Source organism: Stenotrophomonas maltophilia, assembly GCF_047782825.1.
Taxonomy (GTDB): Bacteria; Pseudomonadota; Gammaproteobacteria; order Xanthomonadales; family Xanthomonadaceae; genus Stenotrophomonas.
Genome location: NZ_CP180589.1, coordinates 2,243,584 through 2,269,080, shown reverse-complemented (window position 1 = coordinate 2,269,080; position 25,497 = coordinate 2,243,584). Strand labels below are relative to the sequence as shown.

21 protein-coding genes are annotated in these 25,497 nt (G+C 67.1%); 13 read left to right on the top strand and 8 right to left on the bottom strand.

Annotated features, from left to right (window positions below):
• Positions 1 to 153: 153 nt before the first annotated feature.
• The 4 genes from ACM2ZB_RS10735 (at position 154) to ACM2ZB_RS10720 (ending at position 3,228) form a co-directional block, all read left to right on the top strand.
• Positions 154 to 1,245, top strand: coding sequence for an OmpA family protein (locus tag ACM2ZB_RS10735; RefSeq protein WP_313434843.1), 1,092 nt, complete (start codon positions 154 to 156; stop codon positions 1,243 to 1,245).
• Positions 1,246 to 1,463: 218 nt separating this feature from the next.
• A complete protein-coding gene (locus tag ACM2ZB_RS10730) occupies positions 1,464 to 1,976 on the top strand; it encodes a hypothetical protein (protein ID WP_416058473.1) in 513 nt (170 codons plus the stop codon).
• 20 nt (positions 1,977 to 1,996) lie between these two features.
• Positions 1,997 to 2,806 (top strand): pseudouridine synthase, encoded by an 810-nt coding sequence (locus tag ACM2ZB_RS10725; protein WP_416058472.1) that lies wholly within the window; start codon positions 1,997 to 1,999, stop codon positions 2,804 to 2,806.
• An 86-nt stretch (positions 2,807 to 2,892) separates the two neighbouring features.
• Positions 2,893 to 3,228, top strand: coding sequence for a hypothetical protein (locus ACM2ZB_RS10720; protein ID WP_416058471.1), 336 nt, complete (start codon positions 2,893 to 2,895; stop codon positions 3,226 to 3,228).
• A gap of 104 nt (positions 3,229 to 3,332) precedes the next feature.
• Here the strand turns inward: ACM2ZB_RS10720 and kbl are convergent, their stop codons facing one another.
• Positions 3,333 to 4,541, bottom strand: coding sequence for a glycine C-acetyltransferase (kbl, locus tag ACM2ZB_RS10715; protein ID WP_416058470.1), 1,209 nt, complete (start codon positions 4,539 to 4,541; stop codon positions 3,333 to 3,335).
• A gap of 198 nt (positions 4,542 to 4,739) precedes the next feature.
• Between kbl and ACM2ZB_RS10710 the strand changes: the two genes are divergently transcribed.
• Entirely contained in the window at positions 4,740 to 5,432 is a 693-nt protein-coding gene (locus ACM2ZB_RS10710; RefSeq protein WP_416058469.1) for a TorF family putative porin, read from the top strand.
• Between the two features lie 94 nt (positions 5,433 to 5,526).
• On the opposite strand, the gene tdh is transcribed toward ACM2ZB_RS10710, so the two are convergent.
• A complete protein-coding gene (gene tdh, locus ACM2ZB_RS10705) occupies positions 5,527 to 6,549 on the bottom strand; it encodes an L-threonine 3-dehydrogenase (protein ID WP_313435610.1) in 1,023 nt (340 codons plus the stop codon).
• A 259-nt stretch (positions 6,550 to 6,808) separates the two neighbouring features.
• Here tdh and ACM2ZB_RS10700 point away from each other — a divergent pair, with 259 nt between their 5' ends.
• Positions 6,809 to 8,971 (top strand): S46 family peptidase, encoded by a 2,163-nt coding sequence (locus tag ACM2ZB_RS10700; RefSeq protein ID WP_416058468.1) that lies wholly within the window; start codon positions 6,809 to 6,811, stop codon positions 8,969 to 8,971.
• A gap of 115 nt (positions 8,972 to 9,086) precedes the next feature.
• Here the strand turns inward: ACM2ZB_RS10700 and ACM2ZB_RS10695 are convergent, their stop codons facing one another.
• Complete coding sequence (locus ACM2ZB_RS10695; RefSeq protein ID WP_416058467.1) at positions 9,087 to 9,710, bottom strand: hypothetical protein; 624 nt, start codon at positions 9,708 to 9,710, stop codon at positions 9,087 to 9,089.
• A gap of 225 nt (positions 9,711 to 9,935) precedes the next feature.
• Here ACM2ZB_RS10695 and ACM2ZB_RS10690 point away from each other — a divergent pair, with 225 nt between their 5' ends.
• The 6 genes from ACM2ZB_RS10690 to ACM2ZB_RS10665 all read left to right on the top strand — a co-directional run bounded on the left by ACM2ZB_RS10690 (position 9,936) and on the right by ACM2ZB_RS10665 (position 16,141).
• Positions 9,936 to 10,580, top strand: coding sequence for a histidine phosphatase family protein (locus ACM2ZB_RS10690; protein ID WP_416058466.1), 645 nt, complete (start codon positions 9,936 to 9,938; stop codon positions 10,578 to 10,580).
• A 34-nt stretch (positions 10,581 to 10,614) separates the two neighbouring features.
• On the top strand, positions 10,615 to 11,886 hold the full coding sequence (gene folC, locus ACM2ZB_RS10685) for a bifunctional tetrahydrofolate synthase/dihydrofolate synthase (protein WP_416058465.1): 1,272 nt from the start codon (positions 10,615 to 10,617) through the stop codon (positions 11,884 to 11,886).
• A gap of 79 nt (positions 11,887 to 11,965) precedes the next feature.
• On the top strand, positions 11,966 to 12,982 hold the full coding sequence (locus tag ACM2ZB_RS10680; RefSeq protein WP_416058464.1) for an SPOR domain-containing protein: 1,017 nt from the start codon (positions 11,966 to 11,968) through the stop codon (positions 12,980 to 12,982).
• Between the two features lie 46 nt (positions 12,983 to 13,028).
• Positions 13,029 to 13,781, top strand: a complete 753-nt coding sequence (locus ACM2ZB_RS10675) for a CvpA family protein (protein WP_313434865.1) — start codon at positions 13,029 to 13,031, stop codon at positions 13,779 to 13,781.
• 58 nt (positions 13,782 to 13,839) lie between these two features.
• Positions 13,840 to 15,306 carry an amidophosphoribosyltransferase gene (gene purF / locus ACM2ZB_RS10670; RefSeq protein WP_313434867.1) on the top strand — a complete coding sequence of 489 codons (1,467 nt, stop codon included), beginning with the start codon at positions 13,840 to 13,842 and terminating at the stop codon, positions 15,304 to 15,306.
• A 10-nt stretch (positions 15,307 to 15,316) separates the two neighbouring features.
• A complete protein-coding gene (locus ACM2ZB_RS10665) occupies positions 15,317 to 16,141 on the top strand; it encodes a ferritin-like domain-containing protein (RefSeq protein WP_416058541.1) in 825 nt (274 codons plus the stop codon).
• A gap of 451 nt (positions 16,142 to 16,592) precedes the next feature.
• Here the strand turns inward: ACM2ZB_RS10665 and ACM2ZB_RS10660 are convergent, their stop codons facing one another.
• A complete protein-coding gene (locus ACM2ZB_RS10660; protein WP_416058463.1) occupies positions 16,593 to 18,065 on the bottom strand; it encodes a DUF2235 domain-containing protein in 1,473 nt (490 codons plus the stop codon).
• A 221-nt stretch (positions 18,066 to 18,286) separates the two neighbouring features.
• On the opposite strand from ACM2ZB_RS10660, the gene ACM2ZB_RS10655 reads away from it, so the two are divergent.
• Complete coding sequence (locus tag ACM2ZB_RS10655) at positions 18,287 to 19,540, top strand: M12 family metallo-peptidase (RefSeq protein WP_416058462.1); 1,254 nt, start codon at positions 18,287 to 18,289, stop codon at positions 19,538 to 19,540.
• Positions 19,541 to 19,627: 87 nt separating this feature from the next.
• Here the strand turns inward: ACM2ZB_RS10655 and lpxH are convergent, their stop codons facing one another.
• From lpxH to ACM2ZB_RS10635, 4 genes are all read right to left on the bottom strand, one after another.
• Complete coding sequence (lpxH, locus tag ACM2ZB_RS10650) at positions 19,628 to 20,374, bottom strand: UDP-2,3-diacylglucosamine diphosphatase (protein WP_313434873.1); 747 nt, start codon at positions 20,372 to 20,374, stop codon at positions 19,628 to 19,630.
• 81 nt (positions 20,375 to 20,455) lie between these two features.
• Entirely contained in the window at positions 20,456 to 20,995 is a 540-nt protein-coding gene (locus ACM2ZB_RS10645; RefSeq protein ID WP_313434875.1) for a phosphatase PAP2 family protein, read from the bottom strand.
• A complete protein-coding gene (locus ACM2ZB_RS10640) occupies positions 20,976 to 22,121 on the bottom strand; it encodes a glycosyltransferase family 4 protein (protein ID WP_416058461.1) in 1,146 nt (381 codons plus the stop codon). Before ACM2ZB_RS10640 ends, ACM2ZB_RS10645 begins: the two co-directional genes overlap by 20 nt.
• Before the next feature lie 158 nt (positions 22,122 to 22,279).
• Positions 22,280 to 25,204: a TonB-dependent receptor plug domain-containing protein gene (locus tag ACM2ZB_RS10635; protein ID WP_416058460.1), complete on the bottom strand. Its 2,925-nt coding sequence runs from the start codon at positions 25,202 to 25,204 to the stop codon at positions 22,280 to 22,282.
• Between the last annotated feature and the right edge of the window lie 293 nt (positions 25,205 to 25,497).

Sequence of the window (25,497 nt, the reverse complement as noted above, 5' to 3'; positions counted from 1 at the left end):
TTCACATGTTACGGGACTGTTAACATGACCTTCACCCGCCTGAGCATAATGTTCGCGGCGGTGGCGTGCTGAATCGGCTGTCTGAACATCGACGCAGTAGTGCTGGCCCATGCCTCTACCGGTTTCATACCCCCGAAATAGGAGCTGTACTCAATGAACAAGAAGATCCTTACTGCCGCGCTGCTGGGCGGTCTGGCTTTCGCCCAGGCTGCGTCGGCGCAGGAGTTCGATGACCGCTGGTACCTGACCGGTTCGGCCGGCTTCAACTTCCAGGACAACGACCGTCTGACCAACGACGCTCCGTTCGTGACCCTGGGCCTGGGTAAGTTCATCAGCCCGAACTGGTCGCTGGACGGTGAGCTGAACTACCAGAACCCGAATTTCGACGCCAACCAGGATCTGAACTGGTCGCAGTACGGCGTGTCGTTCGATCTGCGTCGCCACTTCATCAAGGAAGGCCGCGGCTGGAACCCGTACATCGTCGGTGGCCTGGGCTACCAGAAGTCGGAAGAAGAGTACGCTGCCCTGGACAACAACGGTCCGCGTGAGCGCAAGGACGGCAACCTGTCGGCCAAGCTGGGCGTCGGTCTGCAGACCACCTTCGAAAAGCGCGTTGCTGTCCGCGCCGAAGTGGCCTACCGCGCTGACTTCGACGACCAGAGCATCGCCGCTCGCGACGAAAGCTGGTTCGGCGACGTGCTGGCTTCGGTCGGCGTCGTGATCCCGCTGGGCCCGGCCCCGGTGGCTGCTGCCCCGGCTCCGGCTCCGGTTGCCCCGAGCTGCGCCGACCTGGATGACGACGGTGACGGCGTCAACAACTGCGACGACAAGTGCCCGAACTCGCAGCCGGGTCAGACCATCGGTCCGGATGGTTGCCCGGTGCCGGTCTCGATCGACCTGAAGGGCGTGAACTTCGACTTCGACAAGTCGAACCTGCGTCCGGACGCCGTGGCCATCCTGAGCGAAGCCACCGAGATCCTGAAGCGTTACCCGGATCTGCGCGTTGAAGTTGCCGGTCACACCGACTCGAAGGGTACCGACGCTTACAACCAGAAGCTGTCCGAGCGCCGCGCCACCGCGGTGTACAACTACCTGACCCAGAACGGTGTCGACGCTGGCCGTCTGGTCGGCCCGATCGGCTACGGCGAGAGCCGTCCGATTGCTCCGAACACCAACCCGGATGGTTCGGACAACCCGGAAGGTCGCGCCAAGAACCGTCGTACCGAGCTGAACGTCCAGAACTAAGTTCTGACGCTCTGCCCGCAGGACACAGCAGGACCCGGCTTCGGCCGGGTCTTGTTGTTTGTGGGGGCAGGAAACGCCGCAGCGCCCCCTGGGGATGACCGTTCGTCGGTATTTTTTCCGGAAAACCAATGAGTTGGCGTATTCATTGAAAGTGGCGCTTGAAAGCTGTCGCGGCATTGCTAAACTCGCCGCGTCACTTCCTTCCGTGGATGCCCCTCATGCTGCGCTCTGCATCGGCCGCCGTTCTGGCGCTGGCCCTGGTTCCCGTCGCCCACGCGGCGGTCGATTGCTCGGTCAACACCAGCGCTACACCGCTGCCGCTGCCGGCCACGGCCATCGCCCCGGTGGCCGATGAGCTGTACATCCGCGGCACCCAGCTGGGCATGTCCACCGGCGTGCTGGGCAGCAGCTACGATCCTTCGCAGTCGCTGGACCAGGTGCTGCAGCGTCTGCGCATCGATGGCTGCCAGAACATCGCCAAGGCCATTCCCAGTGCCCCGGCGGTGAAGCCGAACGATCCGGCCGCCTACAAGCCACAGACCGAGTTCGACAACACGCCGTGGCGCTTCGACATGAGCCAGAACGGCAAGCGCATGACCGCCGAGGAGTTCGACGCCTGGATGAAGGCGCGCGGCGTGCGCGTGGTCAAGGCGCGTCCGGCGCCGGCCGCTGCTGCTGTCCCGGCCACCACCGAAGCACCGGCTGACACCAAGCCGGGCGAGAAGAAGTAAGCCGCGCGGGGAGCAGAGGCTTGCGCACGCGCCGCCCTCCTGCCACCCCCGCCGCCCGCTCCCACGCCCCGCGTGGGCGTGCGACCCCCGCTGCCGCACCCGCCGGTGTCCGCCATGGCCTGGCGCGCGTGCTGTCCAAGGCCGGCGTCTGTTCGCGTACCGAAGCCGCGCGCTGGATCATCGATGGCCGCGTGCGGGTGTCTGGACGCATCGTCCGCGACCCCGAATTCCCGATTGCCCAGCCGGCACCGCCCATCGAAGTCGATGGCCAGCCGCTGGGTGCGCCGCAGCGCCTGTACCTGATGCTCAACAAGCCACGCGGGGTGGTGACCACCGCGCAGGACGAGCGCGGCCGCGACACCGTCTACCGCTGCTTCGATGGCGCCGGGCTGCCCTGGATCGCACCGGTCGGGCGGCTGGACAAGGCCAGCGAAGGGCTGCTGCTGTTCAGCAACGACCCGCAGTGGGCCGCGCGCCTGACCGACCCGCAGACCGGGCCGGACAAGACCTACCACGTACAGATCGACCGCCTGCCCGACGCCACCACCCTGGCGGCGCTGCAGGCCGGCATCGACGACGAGGGCGAGTTCCTGGTCGCCCGGGCCGTGCGCGTGCTGCGCAGCGGCGACAAGACCGCGTGGCTGGAGGTGGTCCTCGAAGAGGGCCGCAACCGGCATATCCGCCGCCTGTTGGCGGCCTTCGACCTGCAGGTGCTGCGCCTGGTCCGGGTTGCGATCGGCGGGCTGGCGCTCGGCGATCTCGGCAAGGGCCAGTGGCGGGTGCTGGAGGTCAGCGACCAGCAGCGGCTGGGAGCCGCTGCGCCGGGCTGATGTCCGGCCCACGGCCGGCGACTGCCGGCCACCGTTCCAGGCGCAGGGGGCGCCTGGCTTTCGATCTACTTGAACGGAGTGTGCCCATGTACCCGACCCTCAACCGAACCCTGCGCTGCGTCGGCCTGCTGCTGCCGATCGCACTGCTGGCTGCCTGCGGTGGCCACAAGAAAGTGGCCAAGGCCGAAACCCCGGCCGAGACGCCGGTGGTGGAAGTGAAGACCCCGGAACTGGATGGCCGTGGCAGCTACCGCTTCATGATGAGCAACGGCGACAAGAAGATGACCGCCGACGAGTTCGATGCCTGGATGAAGGCCAACGGCATCCGCGTGGCCAAGGGCAACGGCCAGGACACCGCCGCCAAGCCGGTGGTGGTGGCCAGCAAGGACGAGCCCAAGGACAAGAAGAAAAAGAAGAAGTGATGCGCGTTGCGCGTCATGCCGGTAGCGCCGGGCCATGCCCGGCACGCTTTGGGTGATGGGGTCAGAGCCCTTTCCTGCGGAAAGGGATCCGACCCCGCGCGGGATCAGCCCTTAATTACGCCCAGTTCCAGACCGATGCGGGTGAACGCATCAATGGCTCGGTCCAGGTGTTCGCGCGTGTGCGCGGCGCTGATCTGGGTGCGGATGCGCGCCTGGCCCTTGGGCACCACCGGGAAGAAGAAGCCGATCGCGTAGATGCCTTCTTCCAGCAGGCGCTGGGCGAATTTCTGCGCCAGCGGCGCGTCGTACAGCATCACCGGGCTGATCGGGTGCACGCCCGGCTTCACGTCGAAACCGGCGGCGACCATCTTTTCGCGGAAATAGCGGGTGTTTTCCACCAGGGTGTCGCGCAGGTCGTCGGCGGCGGCCAGCATCTCGAAGGCCTTGATGCCGGCAGCGACCACGTGCGGCGGCAGCGAGTTGGAGAACAGGTAGGGGCGCGAGCGCTGGCGCAGCAGCTCGATCACCTCGGCGCTGGCGCAGGTGAAGCCGCCCAGTGCACCGCCCATGGCCTTGCCCAGGGTGCCGGTGATGATGTCGATCTTCTCCAGCACGCCCTTCACTTCGGCCGAGCCGCGGCCGCTGGCACCGAGGAAGCCGGTGGCATGGCATTCGTCGATGTGGACCAGCGCGTTGTACTTCTTCGCCAGCGCGGTGATCTCATCCAGCGGAGCGATGAAGCCGTCCATCGAGAACACGCCGTCGGTGGTGATCAGCTTGGTCTTGCAGCCGGCGGCATCGGCGGCCTGCAGCTGTGCTTCCAGGTCGGCCATGTCGCAGTTGGCGTAGCGGAAGCGCTTGGCCTTGCACAGGCGCACGCCGTCGATGATCGAGGCATGGTTCAGTGCATCGGAAATGATCGCGTCGTTTTCGCCAAGCAGCGGCTCGAACAGGCCCCCATTGGCATCGAAGCAGGCTGCGTACAGGATGGTGTCCTGCTTGCCGAAGAACTCGGCGATCTGCTTTTCCAGCTGCTTGTGCAGGTCCTGGGTGCCGCAGATGAAGCGCACCGACGCCATGCCGAAGCCGTGGGTGTCCAGCGCATCCTTGGCGGCCTGGATCAGGTCCGGGTGGTCGGCCAGGCCCAGGTAGTTGTTGGCGCAGAAGTTGAGCACCGTGCGGCCGTCGTCGAGGGTGATCTCAGCCGACTGCGGGCTGGTGATGATCCGCTCGGACTTGAACAGGCCCTGGGCGCGGATGGCGTCCAGTTCCTCGGCGTAGTGGCGGGTCAGGGCGGAGGAGGCGTCGGTCATGGCGTGGGCACGGCTCAGCACGGGAAACCGCTGATTCTACCGGGCAACGGGGGCGGGCAGCCGCCCGGCGTGGGGCACCGCCATGGACGGCACATGTTGCATCGCAATAGCAAACGGGTTAAAAATTCGTGAACCGGTCCGTTCTGGTCCGGTTCCCGCTTCCGCCTTCCACGCCACCGCCCCCCACCGGAGACGCCCATGAAGCACGCCCGTGCCTGCCTGACCCTTGCTGCCGCCCTTGCCCTGGTCCCGTTCGCCGCCAGCGCGCAGGAGAGTGAGTCGCCGTACAGCTGGAACGTCACTGCCGTTTCCGATTACCTGTTCCGTGGTGTGTCGCAGACCGATGAAAAGCCGACCCTGCAGGCTGGCTTCACCTACACCTCGCCGGTGGGCCTGTATGCCGGCGTCTGGGGTTCGGGCGTGGACTTCGGTCCGGGCGACCCTAACACCGAGGTGGACTACCAGATCGGCTACGGCGTGGATGTCGGCAGCCGCGTCAATTTCGATGTGCTGCTCAACCGCTACACCTACCTGGGTGCCAGCGACCAGAACTACAACGAGCTGATCACCACCACCACGCTGGATGACACCTACAAGCTGACCGTGGCCTACACCAACGATGTGTGGAACAGCAGCACCGACGGCTGGTATTACGGCGTCGGCGGCGAGTGGGGCCTGCCGAAGGACTTCACGCTGAGCGCCAACGTCGGCCGCAGCACCTTCGAAAAGGGCACCGCCAAGGACTACACCGACTGGAACGTCGGCGTCAGCCGCCAGTTCGGCATGGTCAACGTCGGCCTGGGCTACTACGGCACCGACAGCGACGGCCGCTACAACTCCGGCAAGCTGGCCAACAGCCGCGTGATGCTGAGCGTCGCCATCGGTAACTGATCCGGCGCTGCTGTTGTCCACGAAAAAGGCGCCCGATGGGCGCCTTTTTCGTTCCAGCAACGCCGGGCATCGCCCGGCGCCACCGTATGCCGGATCAATTCCAGCTCAGAACAACCTTGCCGGCCTTGCCTTCTTCCATCAGGTCGAAGCCCTTCTGGAATTCGTCGATCGACAGCTGGTGGGTCATCACCTTGCCCAGCGGGAAGCCGGACAGCACCAGCTGGGTCATCTTGTACCAGGTCTCGTACATCTTGCGGCCGTAGATGCCCTGCACGGTCAGGCCCTTGAAGATGATCTTGTCCCAGTCGCAGCCAGCACCCTTGGGCATGATGCCGAGCATGGCGATCTTGCCGCCGTGGTACATGCAGTCGAGCATGTCGTTGAAGGCGCGCGGGTTGCCGCTCATTTCCAGGCCCACGTCGAAGCCCTCCATGTGCAGTTCCTTCATCACGTCCTTCAGCGACTGGTTGGCGACGTTGACCACGCGGGTGGCGCCCATGTCGGCGGCCAGCTTCAGGCGGAAGTCGTTGACGTCGGTCACCACCACGTTGCGTGCACCGATGTGCTTGCAGATGCCGGCGGCGATGATGCCGATCGGGCCGGCACCGGTGATCAGCACGTCTTCACCGATCACGTCGAATTCCAGCGCGCAGTGCGCGGCATTGCCGTACGGGTCGAAGAAGGCGGCCAGTTCGGACGGGATCTGGTCGGGGATCGGCCACAGGTTGCTGGCCGGCATGACCATGTACTCGGCGAAGGCGCCGTTGACGTTCACGCCGATGCCGACCGTGTTCGGGCACAGGTGCGGGCGGCCGCCGCGGCAGTTGCGGCAGTGGCCGCAGACGATGTGGCCTTCGGCCGACACGCGCTGGCCGACTTCATAGCCGGTGACGGCCGAGCCGAGTTCGGCGATGCGGCCGACGAACTCATGGCCGATGGTCAGGCCCGGCTTGATGGTGCGCTGGCTCCACTCGTCCCACAGGTAGATGTGCAGGTCGGTACCGCAGATGGCGGTCTTTTCCAGCTTGATCAGGACCTCGTTCGGGCCCGGGGTCGGCACCGGAACCTCTTCGAGCCAGATGCCCTTGGCCGCTTCGCGCTTGACCAGGGCCTTCATCGTTTGCTGCGCCATCGGGTGGAACTCATCAGGGGGAAAGCGCGGATTATAGAGGGCTGCGCGGAATTCCCATGTTGCGCTGCGGGTGCGCTGGCGGAACGAAAGGCGGGCGTCGACGGGCGTTTCGAACGGCGCCACGCCCCCGGTAGCGCCGGGCCATGCCCGGCGGAGGGCCGTGGCGCGGCCCATGACTTCCGGGGATCGGGGCGGGGCAGGGGGCTGGGCTACACTCGGGGGTTCTTTCACCAGGGGCCGCTCGATGCGCTCGAACCTGCTTGCATTCTCCGTCGTCGCCAGCCTCGGGCTGGTCCAGGTCGCCCATGCCGCCGAAGGCATGTGGGTGCCGCAGCAGCTGCCGGAAATCGCCGGCCCGCTGCAGAAGGCCGGCCTGAAGCTGTCCCCCGAACAGCTGTCCAACCTGACCGGTGACCCGATGGGCGCCGTGGTTGCGCTGGGCGGCTGCACCGCCAGCTTCGTGTCCCCGCAGGGCCTGGTGGTCACCAACCACCACTGCGCCTACGGCGCCATCCAGCTGAACTCGACCGCGCAGAAGAACCTGATCAAGGACGGCTTCAACGCCCCCAAGCACAGCGATGAACTGAGCGCCGGCCCGAATGCCCGCGTGTTCGTGCTCGACCAGATCACCGACGTCACCGCCCAGGCCAAGGCCGCCATCGCCGCCGCCGGTAGCGACCCGCTGGCCCGCAGCCGCGCGCTGGACGCCTTCGACAAGGCCCAGGTGGCCGCCTGTGAAGCCGATGCCGGCTTCCGCTGCCGCCTGTACTCGTTCAGCGGCGGCAACACCTACCGCCTGTTCCGTAATATGGAAATCAAGGACGTGCGCCTGGTCTACGCGCCCCCGGGCAGCGTCGGCAAGTTCGGCGGCGACATCGACAACTGGATGTGGCCGCGCCACACCGGCGATTTCTCGTTCTACCGCGCCTACGTGGGCAAGGACGGCAAGCCGGCGGCGTTCTCGGCCGACAACGTGCCGTACCAGCCCAAGCACTTCCTGAAGTTCGCCGACCAGCCGCTGGGCGCCGGTGACTTCGTGATGGTGGCCGGCTACCCGGGCCGCACCAACCGCTACGCCCTGGCCGGCGAGTTCAACGAAACCGCCAGCTTCACCTACCCGACCATCGCCCGCCACTACAACGCGGTGCTGAAGATGATCGACGAGGCCGGCAAGGCCGACCCGGATGTGAAGGTGAAGTACGCCGCCACCGCCGCCAGCATGAACAATGTGGCCAAGAACTACCTGGGCCAGCTGGAAGGCTTCAAGCGCATCGACGCCGCCGGCCAGAAGCAGGCCGAGGAAGCGGCCGTGCTGGCCTGGCTGAAGAAGCAGGGTGCTGCCGGCAAGCCGGCCCTGGCCGCGCACGCGCAGTTGCTCAAGCACCTGGACACCAGCAAGGCCACGCGTGAGCGCGACCTTTTCGTGTCGCAGTTCAACAACACCTCGGCGGTCAGCGCCGCCATCACCCTGTACCGCCTGTCGATCGAACGCACCAAGCCGGACGCGGAACGCGAAGCCGGTTACCAGCAGCGTGACCTGACCACCATCGAAGGTGGCCTGAAGCAGATGGACCGCCGTTACGTGGCAAAGATGGACCAGCAGCTGCAGACCTACTGGCTGGACCAGTACGTGGCCCTGCCGGCCGCGCAGCGCGACAACGAAGTGCTGAACAAGTGGCTGGCCGGCAGCGATGCCGCCGCCGTGAAGTCGCTGGTGGGCAAGCTGTCGGGCACCCAGCTGGGCAGCCTCGACACGCGCCTGAAGTGGTTCAACGCCGACCGCGCCGCCTTCGAGGCCAGCACCGATCCGGCCATCCAGTACGCGGTAGCCGCCATGCCGGCGCTGCTGAAGCAGGAAGAGCAGCGCAAGATCCGCGAAGGCGAATCGCTGACCGCGCGTCCGCTGTACCTGCAGGCCGTGGCGGACTACAAGAAGAGCCAGGGCGAGTTCGTCTACCCGGACGCCAACCTGTCGCTGCGCATCACCTTCGGCAACGTCATGGGCTATGGCAAGGACGGCGTGCAGTACACCCCGTTCACCACCCTGGAAGGCGTGGCGGCGAAGGAAACCGGCGAAGACCCGTTCGATTCGCCGAAGGCGCTGCTGGATGCAGTCAAGGCCAAGCGTTATGGCGGCCTGGAAGACAAGCGCATCGGCTCGGTGCCGGTGAACTTCCTGTCCAATCTGGACATCACCGGCGGCAACTCCGGTTCGCCGGTGCTGGACGCGCACGGCAAGCTGGTCGGCCTGGCCTTCGATGGCAACTGGGAATCGGTCAGCTCCAACTGGGTGTTCGACCCGGTGATGACCCGCATGATCGCCGTCGACAGCCGCTACATGCAGTGGATCATGCAGGAAGTGGCGCCGGCGCCGCAGCTGCTGAAGGAACTGAACCTGGCCAAGTAAGGTAGTGCCGGCCGCTGGCCGGCAACGTCACCGGGCGGATCATCCACGCATGGCGTGGATCTACTGCAATCCTGAAACCCCGCGACCCGTGTCGCGGGGTTTTTTGTGAACAGCCCTAAGCCGCTTCCCAAGGAACCGGGCGTCCCATTCCCGACACATCGCTGCCAGCTCCGAGCACTCGACAGTGATTCCAGTAGTCATCATCCGAGCCTTCCAGATTGTCCAGATGCAGGCGGACGGAGGGGAGGGGCCAGCTGTGCTCCATTGCAGCCAGCGCGATCAGCTGTTCGCAGATCTCTTGGTCGGGTGCATCCAATCTGGACAACAACTGCTCGAATGCCTCATTGAACTCCTCCTCTGGGTCGTTCAAAGCGGCGATTTCGTCCATTTCAATCGAGATGTACTCATAGGGGGCATCCCTGATCGCAAGCTCGAGCATGTCCATGTAGGGCGCAAGCTCACCAATTTCGGCGAATGCCTGGGCAATGACCTCGCGGCGACGGCGCAGGGTTTCGAACACTTTGCTTCTAGCTGCTGACGGTGCCCGCCCAACTACGATTTCACCGTCCACTTCGAAATCCGCCTGCTGGAAATCCTCAGGGGTGAAGAGCACGGGCCATAGCAGCGGTATGCAGTAGACGTCGTTTGCCAGCGTCTGAACGTCGGGATCGTAATCGGCTGCGAAGCTGGGATAGATGCCGGGCAGGGGGCTGCAGCACAGGTAGGAGCGATTGGACATGGGTGGGCCCGCAAAAGCCCAGAGCATGGACATCGGTTGCCAGCAATACCATCAGATTGGTTGCAAATTGAGAAGTGAACGTGGCTGTCCGTTTCGACCTCGTTGGTCGCACTGTGCGCTTGGCGGTCCGGCCGGGTCCGCCGAACAGGTATCATCCCTGTTCCGCGGACTTCACAGGATGTGAACGAACGCGGACTCTTCCTCCCCCCAGGACCCCTTGTTCGCATGCGCATCCTGCTTGCCCGTCACGGCGAAACGCCGTGGAACGCCGAAGGCCGCTACCAGGGCCAGATCGACATCCCGCTTTCGCCCATCGGCGAAGCCCAGGCCCAGGCACTGGGCGCCCGTCTTGCCTCGGTGGACATCACCCGTGCGGTGGCCTCGCCGCTGTCGCGCGCGCAACTCACCGCCCAGCTCGCCCTCGGCGCCGCCCGCGCCGGCATGCTGCAGACCGAGCCGGACCTGCAGGAAATCGCCCACGGTGAGTGGGAAGGCCTGCTGGCCAGCGAGATCAATGAGAAGGATCCGTCGCGCCTGCAGGCCTGGCGCGAGGAGCCCGATACCGTGCTGATGCCCGGCGGCGAATCGCTGCGCCTGGTGCTGGAACGCAGCTGGCGTGGCCTGGCGCGCGCCGCCGAAGGCCTGGGCGAGCACGACACCCTGCTGGTGGTCGCCCATGACGCGGTCAACCGGGTGATCCTGTGCAAGGTGCTGGGCCTGCCGATTTCCCGCCTGTGGAGCTTCCGCCAGGCACCGACCACCCTGAACCTGCTGGAAGGCGCCGACCTGGACAGCCTGGAAGTGGTGCGCCTGAACGACTGCGCCCACCACACGCCGTTCTTCGGCGAAGCCAAGCACCGCGCCCTCTGATCCCGAACCACCTGCTTCTGCTGGAACTGCTGCCGTGACGAACACCCCGACCACCCTGGCCGAATGGCTGGACTACATTGAACGCCAGCACCCGGCGAGCATCGACATGGGCCTGGAGCGCGTGCGCGCGGTGGCTTCTGCGATGGGCCTGGGCGCGCCGGCCACGCGCACCATCGTGGTCGGTGGCACCAATGGCAAGGGTTCCACGGTGGCCTTCATCGAGGCCATCGGCCGTGCCGCCGGCTGGAAAGTCGGCGCGTACACCTCGCCGCACCTGCTGCGCTACAACGAGCGGGTGCGCATCGATGGCCAGGACGTGGGCGATGCCGCGCTGGTCGCGGCGTTCACCGCGGTGGAAGCCGCGCGCGGCGACATCACCCTGACCTATTTCGAGTACGGCACGCTGGCGGCGCTGCAGCTGTTCGCCGATGCCGGGTTGGACCTGGCCGTGCTGGAAGTGGGCCTGGGTGGCCGCCTGGATGCGGTCAACATCATCGATGCCGACGTGGCGGTCATCACCACCGTGGACATCGACCATGCCGAGTGGCTGGGCGAGGACCGTGAGGCGATCGGCGCCGAGAAGGCCGGCATCATCCGTGGCTGGAAGCCGGTGATCCTGGGCGAGACCGACCCGCCGTCCAGCGTGCTGGCCCGCGCCTACCTGACGGGCGCCAATGCGATCCGCGGCGGCAGCGATTATTTCTACGAACCCATCGATGCCCAGCGCTGGCGCTGGCGCGACGTCGGCCTGCGCATGGAACTGCCGACGCCGTCCATGGCCGGCCCGATCCAGCTGGCCAACGCCGGTGCCGCCATCGCCGCGCTGCGCGCGCTGGACAAGCCGGTGCCGCGTGCCGCGTGGGCGGCTGGTATCGCCGCCGCGCGCATCGCCGGTCGCCTGCAGGCGTTCGAGCGCGACGGCGTGCAGATCCGCGTGGATGTCGGCCACAACCCGCAGGCGGCCGGGCAGCTTGCCCGTGCCCTGAAGGCCGAAGTGGCGCCTGGCCGCACCCTGGCGGTGTACGCGGCGCTGCAGGACAAGGACGCCGCGGGCGTGGTGCAGGCGCTGCAGGACAGCGTGGCGCAGTGGACCCTGGCCGGGCTGGACGGCCCGCGTGGGCAGACCGCGCAGCAGCTGCAGGCCCGCCTGGCCGATACGGCTGCGGCCGCCGCCCCGTTGTGCGACAGCGTCGAACAGGCGCTGGCGCAGGTGCTGGCCCAGGCCGAGCGTGGTGACCGGGTGCTGGTGTTCGGCTCGTTCCACACCGCCGCTGCGGCCCTGCAGTGGCTGCAGAACCACCCGTGACCCACGTTCAGCCAGCGCCGACGCCGTTCGGCCCGGCACCCGTATAATCGACCCATCTCCAGCCTGTCGCCTGCCTCACGTGGATACGCCCCTGAAACAGCGTCTGATTGGTGCCATCGTCCTGGTGGCCTTGGCCGTGATCTTCCTGCCGATGCTGGTCAAGGGGCCTGCCCCGGACAGCGGCGTGGCCAACGTACCCATTGCGGCGCCCGATGCGCCGGCCGATGGCCAGTTCGAAACCCGTGAGCTGCCGCTGGTCGCCCCGGCCGGTGGCGCCACCGGCCTGCAGAGCGGCCAAGCCAAGCCGGTGGACGAGGCCGCGGTATCGTCCGCGCCGCCCACCGTGGATACCTCACCGGCCGTCGCCGCCGGCAACTACGCGGTCACCTTCGGTGCCTACGGCAGCCAGGCCGATGCCGATGCGGTCATCGCCTACCTGAAGCGTTCGCAGCTGCCGGGCTTCACCGAAACCACCACGATCAACGGCAAGCAGGCCTGGCGCGTGCGCGTGGGCCCCTATGCCGACCGTGCACAGGCCGAAGCCGCCCGCCTGCAGGCGGTGAAGGTGCGTGGCGATGTGAAGGCTGAAGTCATCACCCTGGATGCCAGCGCCGCGCCGGCCACGGCGGTCGCCGCCACGCCGGCCACGCCCAGCGCCAGCACCCCGGTTGCTGCACCGTCGCCTGCGGCGGCCACCAATCCGGTGCGCAGCGAAACCCTGCCGGCCAGCACCCCGGCCGCCAAGCCGGAACCGCCCAAGCCGCAGCCCAAGCCTGAACCGGCCAAGCCGCAGCCGAAGCCGGAAGCCACCGCCAGCAAGCCTGAGGCCCCGGCCACGCCGGCGGCCCCGGCAGCCAGTGGCGTCGGTTTCGCCGTGCAGCTGGGCGCGTTCGGCCAGGCCAATGACGCCAATGCGCTGCGCGACAAGGTCCGCGCCGCCGGTTTCAGCGCCTTCGTCGAACAGGTCCGCACCGACAAGGGCACCCTGCACCGCGTGCGCGTGGGCCCGGTGGCCAACCGCGCCGATGCCGAACAGCTGAAGGCGCAGGTCGCCGCCAAGGTCGGCGTGGCCGGCATGGTGCGCCCGCACCCATGACCTGTCCGCGGCCTCGTTGCCAGCGCCGCCGAAGGAGCGGGGCGCCATGATCGACGTGGTGCTGCTGATCGTGATTGCCGCCTCGACCCTGCTCGGGTTGCTGCGCGGTTTCGTGAGCATCGTCATCGGCACGGTGTCGTGGCTGGTCGCCGCGTGGGCGGCCTTCGCCTTCGGCAACGACGCCGCGCGCTGGTGGGCGGCCCCGGCCGCCCCCGGCGGCGAGCACTTCATCGGTGGCTACCTGGGCGTGGGCATCGGCGTGATGATCGTGGTCGCGGTCATCGGCATGGTCATCAAGCACATCGTTCACCGCAACATGCTGGGCAGCCTGGACCGCCTGCTGGGCGGCGTGCTGGGTGCGGTGCGCGGCGGCCTGATCGCCGCCATCCTGGTGCTGCTGGGCAGCTTCACGCCGCTGGCCGGCGAGCCGTCCTGGCGCGCGTCGAGCGTGCGCCCGGTACTGAACCCGGCCGTGGCCTGGATGAACAGCAAACTGCCGCACTGGGAAGTGCCGGGGGCCGATCTGCTGCCCAAGGCCTTGCCGATGGACGCTTTGTCCCCATCTGCCTTGATGGAACTGGGCAAAAGCGCCGGCGGCGCATTGGGCAAGCCGGGCGCGACAGGCGATAATGGCATCCTCAACCAGGTAGTGGCGGGCAGCGGATGGCTGCGGCCTGCGAACGCGGAACAGGGCAGCGATCACGATCCGGCCGAAGTGCGCCCGGATGCCCCTGCACTGCCGGGCAACATCGAGCCGGACGATCCGGCCAACGTCGACCGCAGGCGCGGCGACCACTAAAGGCCAGGCACGGCCACCTTCCTTGTAACTGGGCACCGCCCAGCGGAGACCTCGCACCATGTGTGGCATCGTCGGAATCGTCGGCAACCAGAACGTCGCCGGGCAGTTGTATGACGGCTTGACCGTCCTCCAGCATCGCGGCCAGGACGCAGCAGGCATCGCCACCGTCAACGGCAGCCGCCTGCGGGTGCAGAAGGCCACCGGTCTGGTCCGCGATGTGTTCGATGCCCGCACCATGTCCACCCTGGAAGGCAGCGTCGGCATCGCCCATGTGCGCTACCCGACCGCCGGTTCGGAAGGCATGGACGAGGCGCAGCCGTTCTACGTCAATTCGCCCTACGGCATCGCGCTGGCCCACAACGGCAACCTGATCAATACCGAAGCCCTGCGCCAGCAGGTGTTCGAGCAGGACCGCCGCAACGTCAACACCGATTCGGACAGCGAAGTGCTGCTGAACGTGTTCGCCTACGAACTGGAACAGCAGCGCCAGCTCAGCCCGGAAGCGGCCATCCGCGCGGTGGCCGGCGTGCACCGCCGCTGCAAGGGCGGCTATGCGGTGGTCAGCGTGGTGCTGGGCCTGGGCCTGGTTGCCTTCCGCGACCCGCACGGCATCCGCCCGCTGGTGCTGGGCAAGCGCAGCCACGCCGAAGGTGACGAGTACATCGTGGCCTCCGAATCGGCCGCGCTGGACGTGCTGGGCTTCCAGCGCGTGCGTGACGTGCAGCCGGGCGAAGCGCTGGTGATCACCGCGCGCGGCGAGCTGTTCTCGGAAATCTGTGCCGAGCCGGCCGAGCACACCCCGTGCATCTTCGAATACGTGTACTTCGCACGCCCCGATTCGATGATCGACAACGTGTCGGTGCACAAGGCGCGCATGCGCATGGGCATCAAGCTGGGCGAGAAGATCCTGCGCCTGCGTCCGGACCATGACATCGACACGATCATTCCCATCCCGGATACCTCGCGCGATGCCGCGCTGGAAATCTCCAACGTGCTGGGCGTGAAGTACCGCGAAGGCTTCATCAAGAACCGCTACATTGGCCGCACCTTCATCATGCCCGGCCAGGGTGAGCGGGTGAAGTCGGTGCGCCGCAAGCTCAACCCGATCCACCTGGAGTTCCGCAACCGCGTGGTGCTGCTGGTGGATGACTCGATCGTGCGTGGCACCACCAGCCAGCAGATCGTGCAGATGGCCCGTGATGCGGGCGCGCGCAAGGTCTACCTGGCCAGCGCCGCACCGCCGGTGCGCTTCCCCAACATCTACGGCATCGACATGCCCGCGGCCGAGGAACTGGTCGCGCACAACCGCACGGTGGAAGAGATCGAAGCCCACCTGGGCTGCGACTGGCTGATCTACCAGGACATCGAGGACATGGAAGCGGCGGTGAGCGAAGGCAACCCGGCGCTGCGCAACTTCGATTCGTCGTGCTTCAACGGCCATTACCCGACGGGCATCGAGCCGGGCTACTTCGAGCGCATCCAGCAGCTGCGTTCGGACGATGCCAAGCACAAGCGCCGCGCCTGAGGCCGAGGCCGTGGTGGAGATTCCCGACGTGGGGGGCGACCTGCTGCGCGCTGCGCAGCAGTGTCTGGCCGAGGCCGACCCGCTGCGCAAGGTTGCGCTGACCCAGGCCTATGCGGCCGCGTTCCGTGCCGGCCGCCTGAAGGTGGCCAGCGATGCGCCCGCGCCGGAGCCGATCCGCATGCCGGGCCGGCCGCCGCAGCTGGTGCTGGTGCACCCGCGTGAAGTGCCGCGGCGCGGGCTGGGGGGCGTGGAGGGCCGCGCGGCCTTCATCCACGCCATCGCCCATATCGAACTGAACGCGATCGACCTGGCTTGGGATGCGGTCTATCGCTTCCGTGGCCTGCCGGCGGCATTCCATGCCGACTGGGTGAGCTGCGCCGATGACGAGTCGCGGCACTTCCTGCTGCTGCGCGAGCGGTTGCAGGTGCACGGCCACGAGTACGCCGATTTCCCCGCGCACAACGGCCTGTGGGAGATGTGCGAGAAGACCGCGCACGATGGCCTGGCGCGCATGGCGCTGGTGCCGCGCGTGCTGGAAGCGCGCGGGCTGGACGTGACGCCCGGCATGATCGAGAAGCTGCGCAACGTGGGCGATGGCGAAACCGCCGACGTGCTGGAAGTGATTCTGCGTGAGGAAGTGGCACACGTCGCCGCCGGTTCGCGCTGGTACCGCTGGTACTGCGAACGCGCCGGCGTCGAGCCGCGCGCACGCTTCAAGGAACTGCTGCTGGAGTATGCCGGCGGCTACCTGCACGGCCCCTTCAATCTGGAAGCCCGCCTGCTGGCGGGTTTCGATGCGGACGAACTGGCCAACCTGATCGAACAGGCGGGCTGATCCGCGCCGGCTGGCGCCATGCGTGGATGCGCGTCAGGCACCAGTAGATCCACGCCATGCGTGGATGCGCGTCAGGCGCCAGTAGATCCACGCCATGCGTGGATGCGCGTCAGGCACCAGTAGATCCACGCCATGCGTGGATGCGCGTCAGGCACCAGTAGATCCACGCCATGCGTGGATGCGCGTCAGGCACCAGTAGATCCACGCCATGCGTGGATGCGCGTCAGACGCCAGTAGATCCACGCCATGCGTGGATGCGCGTCAGGCACCAGTAGATCCATGCCATGCATGAATGCGCGTCAGGCACCAGTAGATCCACGCCATGCGTGGATGCGCGTCAGGCACCAGTAGATCCAAGCCATGCGTGGATGCGCGTCAGACGCCAGTAGATCCACGCCATGCGTGGATGCGTGTCAGGCACCAGTAGATCCACGCCATGCGTGGATGCGCGTCATGTGTTGGGCAGGACCACCCGCTTGCCATCCACGGTAGGCCGGTTGATGTAGAACAACCCCGGCCCGGGCCGGTAGGGCAGTTCACTCACGCCGGCATCGGCGGCATAGGTCAGCGCGGTATCGCCCAGCGCATCGAAATTCCAGTGTGCCGACTGCATCAGGTAGCGGCGGCGCAGCAACGCTTCCTGGGTGGGGGTGAGCGCCTGGCCAGCCACCAGCCGGCGCGCGATCGGCTGCAGGGCCGCCGGCAGTTCCCCACCGGCGACGCTGGCCGCATCGGCGGTCCACCGCACGCCGGCCGCGCTGGCCTGCTGCTGCATCACCTGCAGCGCGATCAGCTGGTAGCGCCAGTCGATGCGCCGCCGCAGCACCACCGCAGCAGTGACATACAGCACCGGGGCAAGCAGCACGCTGCGGCTGCCAGCGCGGCGCTGCTGCTGCCACTGGTGCCAGACATCCACCCACACTTCCTTGTCGTTCAAGCCCAGCTGCTGCCGCCAGCGTTCGGCATCGGCCTGCGCCTCGGCATACACGGTGCTTGCCTGCAGCATCGCCAGCGGCGGTGTCTGCAGGTCGGCCACGCCGGGGCGGCGCACCTGCTGGCGACGTGGGCGGCCCAGCAGTTTCGGGCCTTCCTCCCCCTGGTCGTAGCCACCGCCGATGTTGGCGTGTACGCCGGGCAGCACGATCTCCACGTGGGGTGGGGCGACGCTGGTCAGTGGGTAATGCTGGCGGTGTTCATCGCGGGCGACCAGCTGCACCACGCGTGCGGCAATACCTGCGGGCAGGGCCGTCTGCGGCCGCTCGTCGGCGCGGCCACCGCTGACCGCCACCACCGTGTCGAACAGGCCGATGAAGCGCAGCGCGGGACGCTGCACGGTAAAATCCGCGGCACAGGCCAGGCCCGCCTGCTGCATCAGCTGCCGCCAGCGCGCCCCGTCCCAGCCATGCACCTGGTTGGCAACATCGCGTGCCGCGGCCGCACCGCGCGAGTACCCGAACAGGTCCAGCTGCACGCTGTGCAGCGGAAGGCGCCACTGCGTGGCCAGCTCGGCCAGGGCCGCCGGCAGCCGCTCCTGCAGCGCGCGCTGCACTTTGGCGCGTACGCCGCTGGCCCCGATACCGAAGGCGAGGCCGATCAGATCGTCCTCGGCATCGTCACGGGTGCCGACACCTTCAATGTAGATCGACAGTGATGGCCCGCTGCCGGCAGCGCGGCGGCTGTCCGGGTACAGCGCCTGCAGCCGCGCGATGTTGGTGGTGCCGTTGTCGTAGCTGCTGGTCAGTCGGCTCTGGTAGGTCGAATCATCGTCGGCGCGCAGCAGGGCAGGGCGCGGCTGTGGCGACTTTGGGCGGCCGCGCGCAAGGTTGTGCGCGTTGTTGCGGGTGCCATCGAAGAACAGGCCGATGCGCAGTGTGCCGGCATCGCCGCTGCTGTCCCCGCCGTGCTGCCCTGGTGGCATGTGCATCCCCTGTCGTGGCCGCGTCACGGTAGCGCGAAAATAGCGTATTAGCGACGTGTAGTGACGCTTTTGACCTGCCTGAACGGTGATGCGGTCGATCACAGATCGTGATTTTGCCTGCCTTCGCACCTTGTAATCACACGACCGGCACAGGCCAGATGGCCGAACCCGACACCTCGGGTCGTGACTGCATCAACGCTGTCCACCTCACTTCAAGGAGCGACAAGATGATGTCCAGATCGATGGGTAAAGCGGCAGTTGGCATGTTGTTGGGTCTGTCGGTGGCGGCAGCGGCCAGTGCCGCGCCGTTGTTCGAACCGGTGACCATCCTCAGCCGGGCGTCGGCCGGCAGCGATCCCGCGCTGGCGCGGCTGCTGTCCACGCCGTCCACCGCCGCCGTGCAGGAAGTGCGTGTCGATGCTGCCGCCACCGCGCAGCCGCAGCTGGAATTCGAACTGCTGGGGCAGCAGGTGCAGGCGACCCGCAGCAAGGTCGAAGCGTTGCCCGGGGGGGACAGCGTCTGGTACGGGCAGATCCGCACGCCCTCGGACCGGCTGCAGAAGGCCACGTCCAACGGCCAGGATGACCCGGGTAATTCGCTCATCGTGGTGCGGTCGGGCAACACGCTGACCGGTTCGATCCGCAAGGACGGCAAGCTGTACCGCCTGCGTCCGCTGGGTGAGCGCCACATCCTGGTGGAAGTGGACGAATCACGGATGCCGGCCGAGCACCCGGCCGACTACAACCAGCTGCCGAAGATCCCGATGCCGGACAACGACCGCATCGGAATCGCCCAGGCGTCATCGGGTACGCCGGCCACGATCCGCGTGCTGGTGGTCGCCACCAATGCCGCCGTAGCGGCCTATGGCGGCAACATGCAGTCGCTGGTGCAGTTGGCGGTGGCCGAATCCAACCAGGGTTACGTCAACAGCAACGTGGGCATCACCATGCAGCTGGCCGGGTATGAAACCACCAGCTATGCCGAGTCGGGCAACTTCACCACCGACCTGACGCGCTTCCGCAGCACCAGCGACGGCTACATGGACAGCATCCACACCAGCCGCAACAACACGGCGGCCGATGTGGGCGTGCTGCTGATCAACAACGCCAGCTACTGCGGCCTGGCCTCGGGCATCGGCTCGACGGCATCCACCGCCTTCGCTGCGGTGTACTGGGACTGTGCGACGGGTTATTACTCCTTCGCCCATGAGATCGGCCACCTGCAGAGCGCGCGGCATGACATCGCCACCGACTCCAGCACCACGCCGTACGCGTTCGGCCATGGCTACCGCTATGAACCGGCCACCGGTACCGGCTGGCGCACGATCATGGCCTACAACTGCACCCGCAGCTGCCCGCGCCTGAACTACTGGTCCAACCCGAACATCAGCTACAACGGCATCCCCATGGGCATTGCCAGTTCGGCCGACAACCAGCGCGTGCTGGTCACCACCAAGCACACGGTGGCCGGTTTCCGCTGAGGCCAAGCGTCAACCCGGCGCGGCGTCTGCCAGGGCACGAAGACCCGCTCTGGCAGATGCCAACCCGGGGTGGCATCCCACATTCCCTCACCCGCGGGTGAGGGCATCCAGGCGCCAGCCATCGGCATCCACGCGCAGTACCGAGCCCTGTTCGTACCAGTCGCCCAGCACGATGCGGGTGCAGCTGCGGCCACCGGCCTGCAGCGTGTGGATGGCCGGGCGGTGGGTGTGGCCGTGGATCATCGTCTCCACGCCATGGCGCACGAAGGTCGCCTCGACTTCGGCCGGGGCCACGTCGGTCACCGTTTCGAACTGCGCGCGGTCACCCTGCTTCATTTCCGACTGGCGCGCCTGGCTGGCATCACGTGCCTTCTGTGCGAACGCAATGCGCGCGGCCAGCGGCTGCGACAGGAACTGCGCCTGGAACACCGGATCGCGGGTCTGCGCGCGGAACTGCTGGTAGGGAATGTCGTCGGTGCACAGCAGGTCGCCGTGCTGCAGCATCACCGGGCGGCCATACAGCTCGATCACGCACGGGTCGGGCAGGATGCGCAGGCCGGCGCGGCGGGCATAGTCCTCGCCCAGCAGGAAATCGCGGTTGCCGCGGATGAAGAACACCGGCACGCCGCTGTCGGACAGCACCTTCAGTGCATCGGCCACCGCATCGGCCGCCGGCGAGGGCGTGTCATCGCCGATCCAGGCTTCGAAGAGGTCGCCCAGGATGTACAGCGCATCCGCGCCGGGCGCGTCCTCGCGCAGGAAGCGCAGGAACAGGTCGGTGATGGCTGGACGGCTGGGGTCCAGGTGCAGATCGGAAATGAACAGCGTCGTCATGCGGGCATTCTAGGGCATCGGCCCGCCAGGCATGACCGGGGTCAGAGCCCTTTGCGCAGGAAAGGGATCCGACCCCTGCAACTACACCGGCAGCGGCAGCCAGGCCAGGCTGGCCGACGCCAGCAGCGCGGCGATGCCGGTGGCGGCGAGTACATCGCTGGGGTAGTGCAGGCCCAATACGACACGCGACAGGCCCACGCCGAAGGTGAAGGGCACCAGCAGCGGGGCCAGCCACGGGTAGTAGGCCAGCGCCACGATGGTGAACGACACCGCGTGCAGGGTGTGCCCGGAGGGGAAGCTGAACTCGTCCAGCGGTGCCACCCAGGCGCGGATGCGCAGATCGGCCGCATACGGCCGCGGGCGACGGGTCCAGCGCTTCAGGCCTTTGTACAGCAGCAGGGCGGCCAGGCCGGTGGCGGCCATGTGTACCGACGCGCGCAGGCCGTCGAAGCCATCGAGCAGCACCAGCGCGCCCATCAGCACGTACCAGAACACGCCATCACCCAGCCGGCTGATGACCGAGAACAGGCGGCGCACGCGACGGCGCCGGCAGTAGTGGTTGGCCCGGCGGCACAGCCGCGCTTCGCGGCCGGCCAGTCCTTCAAGCGGCGTTGTGCGCATGCCCGGTCCTCCGTGCCTGGGCCAGTTCGGCCAGCAGCGTTTCGAATTCGGCCACCACCTGCTGCGGGTGCAGGCGCTTCATCGCACGGGCCGCGTTGCCACCCAGGTCCCGGCGCAGCGCATCGTCGCTGGCCAGCTGCACGGCGGCATCGACAAACTGCTCGTCGGTGTCCACTGCCGCACCGTTTTCGCCGTTGCGCAGGTACTCGCGTGCGGCGCCGTAGTCGAAGGCCACCGTGGCCAGGCCACTGGCCATGCTTTCCAGGGTCACGTTGCCGAATGTCTCGCTGCGGCTGGGAAACAGGAACAGATCGCCGCTGGCGAAGTGGCGGGCCAGGGCATCGCCGCGCTGGATGCCGCAGAAGATGAAATCGGGATTCTCGTGCGCCAGCTTTTCCCGTGCCGGGCCATCGCCCACCCACACGAAGCGCGCCTTCGGCCGCACCTGCTGCAGGCGGCGGAAGGCTTTCACTGCCAGGCCCAGATTCTTTTCAGCGGCGATGCGGCCGACATAGATGGCGACCAGGCCATTGCCGTCCACGCCCCATTCCTCGCGCAGCGCCGGGTCGCGCCGGGCCGGGTCGAACTGCTGGCTGTCCACCGCGCGCGCCAGCAGGCGGACGCGTTCGAAGCCCTGTTCGGTAAGGAACTGCTGCAGCTCGCGGGTGGGCACGAGGGTCGCATCGGCCTGGTTGTGGAAGCGACGCATCCAGCGCATCGCCGCCGACTGCAGCCAGGCCACGCCATAGTCGGGCAGGTATTCGTCGAAGCGGGTGTGGAAGCCGGTGGCCACCGGAATGCCCAGGCGGCGCGCGGTGCGCAGCGCCGACCAGCCCAGCGGGCCCTCGGTGGCGATGTAAAGGGCGTCGGGGCGTTGCTGCTGCCAGTGCCGGCCCAGGCGGATGGGGGCCGGCAGACCGAAGCGCAGGCCCGGGTAGCGGGGCAGGGCGGCGCCCGGCACCAGCAGCGTGCCGGGCGCCGAATCCAGTGCTTCACTGGCCTGTCGTGGACGGATCAGGTCGACCTCGTGCCCGGCCGCGCGCAATCCCTGCTCCAGGCCCTGCACGGTAAGTGCAACGCCGTTGACTTCCGGCGGGTAGGTCTCGGTAACGATGGCGTGGCGCATGGCGGGCCTCCGGTTTTCCGGCATGCTCGGGCCTGGCGATGTAGCGCACATGACCGCTTTGCGACCGGCAGATGACGGCCGACCGGGCCCGGCCCGCCACGGCCGTGGATGACCGTGGCGGGACAGGCGTACAGCGCGTTGATCCACTGCGCGTTGGATCAGAAGCGCTGCTGGTATTTCATGTAGATGAAACGACCGATGTCGAACCCGCCGTAGTACGAGTAGTTCGAATTCGGCTGGCTGTACATGATCGGCCCCTGGCGACCGAACACGTTGTTGGCACCGATCGATACGGTGGCCTGCCACGGCAGCGCGTAGCGTGCCTGCACGTCGTGGAAGGTGACCGAGCCGCGCTGGTTGTAGTCACGGCTGCCGCTGAACCACGGTGCGCGCTGGTTCGGGTGCGAACATTCGTCGGGATGGGTCTTGGCATCGAGGCAGCGTTCTTTCACCGAAGAGAAGTAGCGCAGGCCCCAGGTCAGGCCGAAATCGCCGTATTCCCAGCCGAGCGAGGCGTTGGAGCGGACGCGGAAGCCAATACCGGCATTGCCGGCGATGCCATTGCTGGGGATGGCGGGTACGCCGGCTTCGTTGGTGGTCTTCTCTTCGGCGTTGACCACATAGGTGGTCTTCCAGTCGGCGCGCAGCTTGCCCCAGCCGGTGTCGATCTGGTGGCTGAGTTCCAGGTCATAGCCTTCGGCCTGGCGGAAGCCGCTGTTGCGGCTGCCGTACTTCAGCTTGTCGATGATGCCCAGTTCCGGATCGCGGCTGAAACCGGTGCAGCGTTCGGCGATGCCCAGTTCGTAGCAGTCGCGCAGGATGTCGTTGGGATGGTCGGCAACGATGGTGTTCTCGATGCGGATCTTCCACCAGTCCAGCGCAATGTTCAGCCCCTGGGCGAATATCGGGCTCCAGACCAGGCCCAGCGTGCGGCTGGTCGAGGTTTCCGGCTTCAGGTCGGGGTTTGAGCCGTTGGTGAAGGGGCGCGGTGTCTGGCCGCTGCTGCTGGTGATCGGCTCGTTGCCCTGGCCCAGCTGGCGGTAGGTGTCGGCATTGGCGATATCGGCGGCACAGCGCGCGCGGACATCGGGGTTGCTGGCGGCGGCGCCATAGACGGTGTCGCAGGGGTCGCGGAAGCCGGTGGTGAAGGTTTCCGAGCCGCCGCCATACAGATTGGCGATGGTAGGTGCGCGGAAGCCCTGGGCCCAGGTGCCACGCACCAGCAGTTGTTCGATCGGCTTCCAGGTGAAGCCGAACTTGCTGTTGAGGGTACCGCCGAAGGTGGTGTAGTCCGAATAGCGCGTGGCCGCGCTCAGGGTCAGCTCGCGTGCACCGGCCAGGTCGCGCAGCACCGGCACGCTCAGCTCCAGGTAGGCCTCGTCGACGCGGTAACCACCACCAGTGGGCCCGGCCGCCAGGTTGGTGGTGGCGCCGGTCTGGGCCAGCGGGTCGGGAATGAAGCGGCCATCTTCGCGGCGGCTTTCGGCGCCCACCGCGAAGCCCAGTTCGCCCGCGGGAAGGGTGGCGAGGCTGCCACTCAGGTTGGCGAACAGGTTGCGGGTGGTGGTGCGGCCGCGGGTGGTTTCTTCCGGGAACAGCCAGTCCTGCAGTTCCTGGTTGCCGGTCAGGCCATAGGGATCGGTCTGGCCATAGGGCACCAGTGGATTCCAGGGCTTGCAGCCGGCGATCGGGGCATCCGGCGTTCCGCATTCGACCTTGCCGGTTGCCGGGTTGTAGAAGGACGGCCCGGTGGCGTCGGCCACGCGCTGCTTGTGCAGGTTGCCGGTGGCGCGCTGGAACAGTTCGCTGCGGTTGTACTGGTAGCCGGCTTCCCAGTCGAAACCGCGCCCGCCGAGTTCGAAGTTGCCTTCGAACGCCGCCACGCCCTGCCAGGTGGTCAGTTCACTGGTGCTGACACGGGGGATTTCCCAGATGCGACGGTTCCAGTGCACATCGCTGGGCGATGCGTAGCCGTGGTGGCTGCCGAACGGATTGAACCAACTGTCGGCGGACATCGGGGTGATGCCGACCACTTCGGTCTGGAACGGATAGCCCGCGACCTGCCGGGTGGTGGTGCGCCGGTTCCAGGCCAACTGGGTGTTGAAGCGGACCTGGTCGGTCAACTCCATCCGTGCATCGACGAAGATCGAATCGCGCTTGATCGGCGTCAGCACGTGCATCTGCTCGTTGCTGTTGCTGACGTCGCCGGTGAACGGCGTGTTGTCGCTGATATGGAAGCTGTCCGGACCGCCGGGGGGGCTGCCGCGGTCAAGCGAATAGCTGCAGCCTCGACTGGCGGTGCAGCCGGGGCCCTTGAAGCCGGTGATGCGGCCCCACTGGCTGACCGTGGTCCAGCCATCGTTCGGGTGGCGGTCGGTGAAGGCGGACGAACTGAAGCCGCGGTCCTTGGCCCACACGCCTTTTTCCTCGACATGCTCGGCCACGAAACTGAGCGAGGCACGGTCGTTGGACCAGCCCGCGGCCACGTCGTACTGGGTGCGCGCACCGTCGCCCTGGCTGTACTGGCCGTGGTAGACGCTGGCGGCCACGCCCTCGATGTTGCGGCGGGTGATGATGTTGACCACGCCGGCCATCGCGTCGGAACCGTAGATGGCCGATGCGCCGTCCTTCAGCACTTCGATGCGCTCCACCGCAGCGGCAGGCAGCGACGACATGTCCTGGTAGCCGCTGGTGGTCATGCCCAGCCGCTTGCCGTTGACCAGCACCAGCGTGCGCTGTGCGCCCAGGCCGCGCATGTCCACGTAGCTGCCACCGGCGGCCTCGCCGGCGCTGAGCGGACTGGCGCGGCTCAGCGGCGGGCTGCCCATCGCGGTGAGGTTCTGCAGGATGTCGGCGACGGAATTGAAGCCCTGCCGGTCGATCTCGGCGCGGCCGATGGTCAGCACCGGTTGAGCGGTTTCCAGGTCGACCTGGCGGATGCGTGAGCCGGTGATCTCGATGCGGTCCAGTGTGGTGGCCTCGGGCACCTGCTGGGCCAGCGCGGGAACGGCCAGTGCAGTGGTGGCCGTCATCGCCAGCGCGCGGCGGATCGCCAACCCCAGTTCGGGAATACGGATGGTCATGGGTCTCTCTCTCTTCGAAGTCTTCGATGCGCGGCCCTGAAGGACGGCGCCGGTGCCACCGCAGGCGGTGGATGTTCGAAGCTAGTGAAGGCCCGGCGGGACGGAAACGGAAAAGAAACGAATGCACGCGGAAACGGAATGACGCTTCTGCATAAAGCGCTGCGGAATCAGCGCATTGCCTGGGTGAATGGGGCGATCAGGTCTGGCGGGTTGCGACACCGGCGTCGGATCGGATGCGACACAGCACGAAGTGGATAGCGACAGGCTGCGCGCGGAACAAAAAAAACCACGGC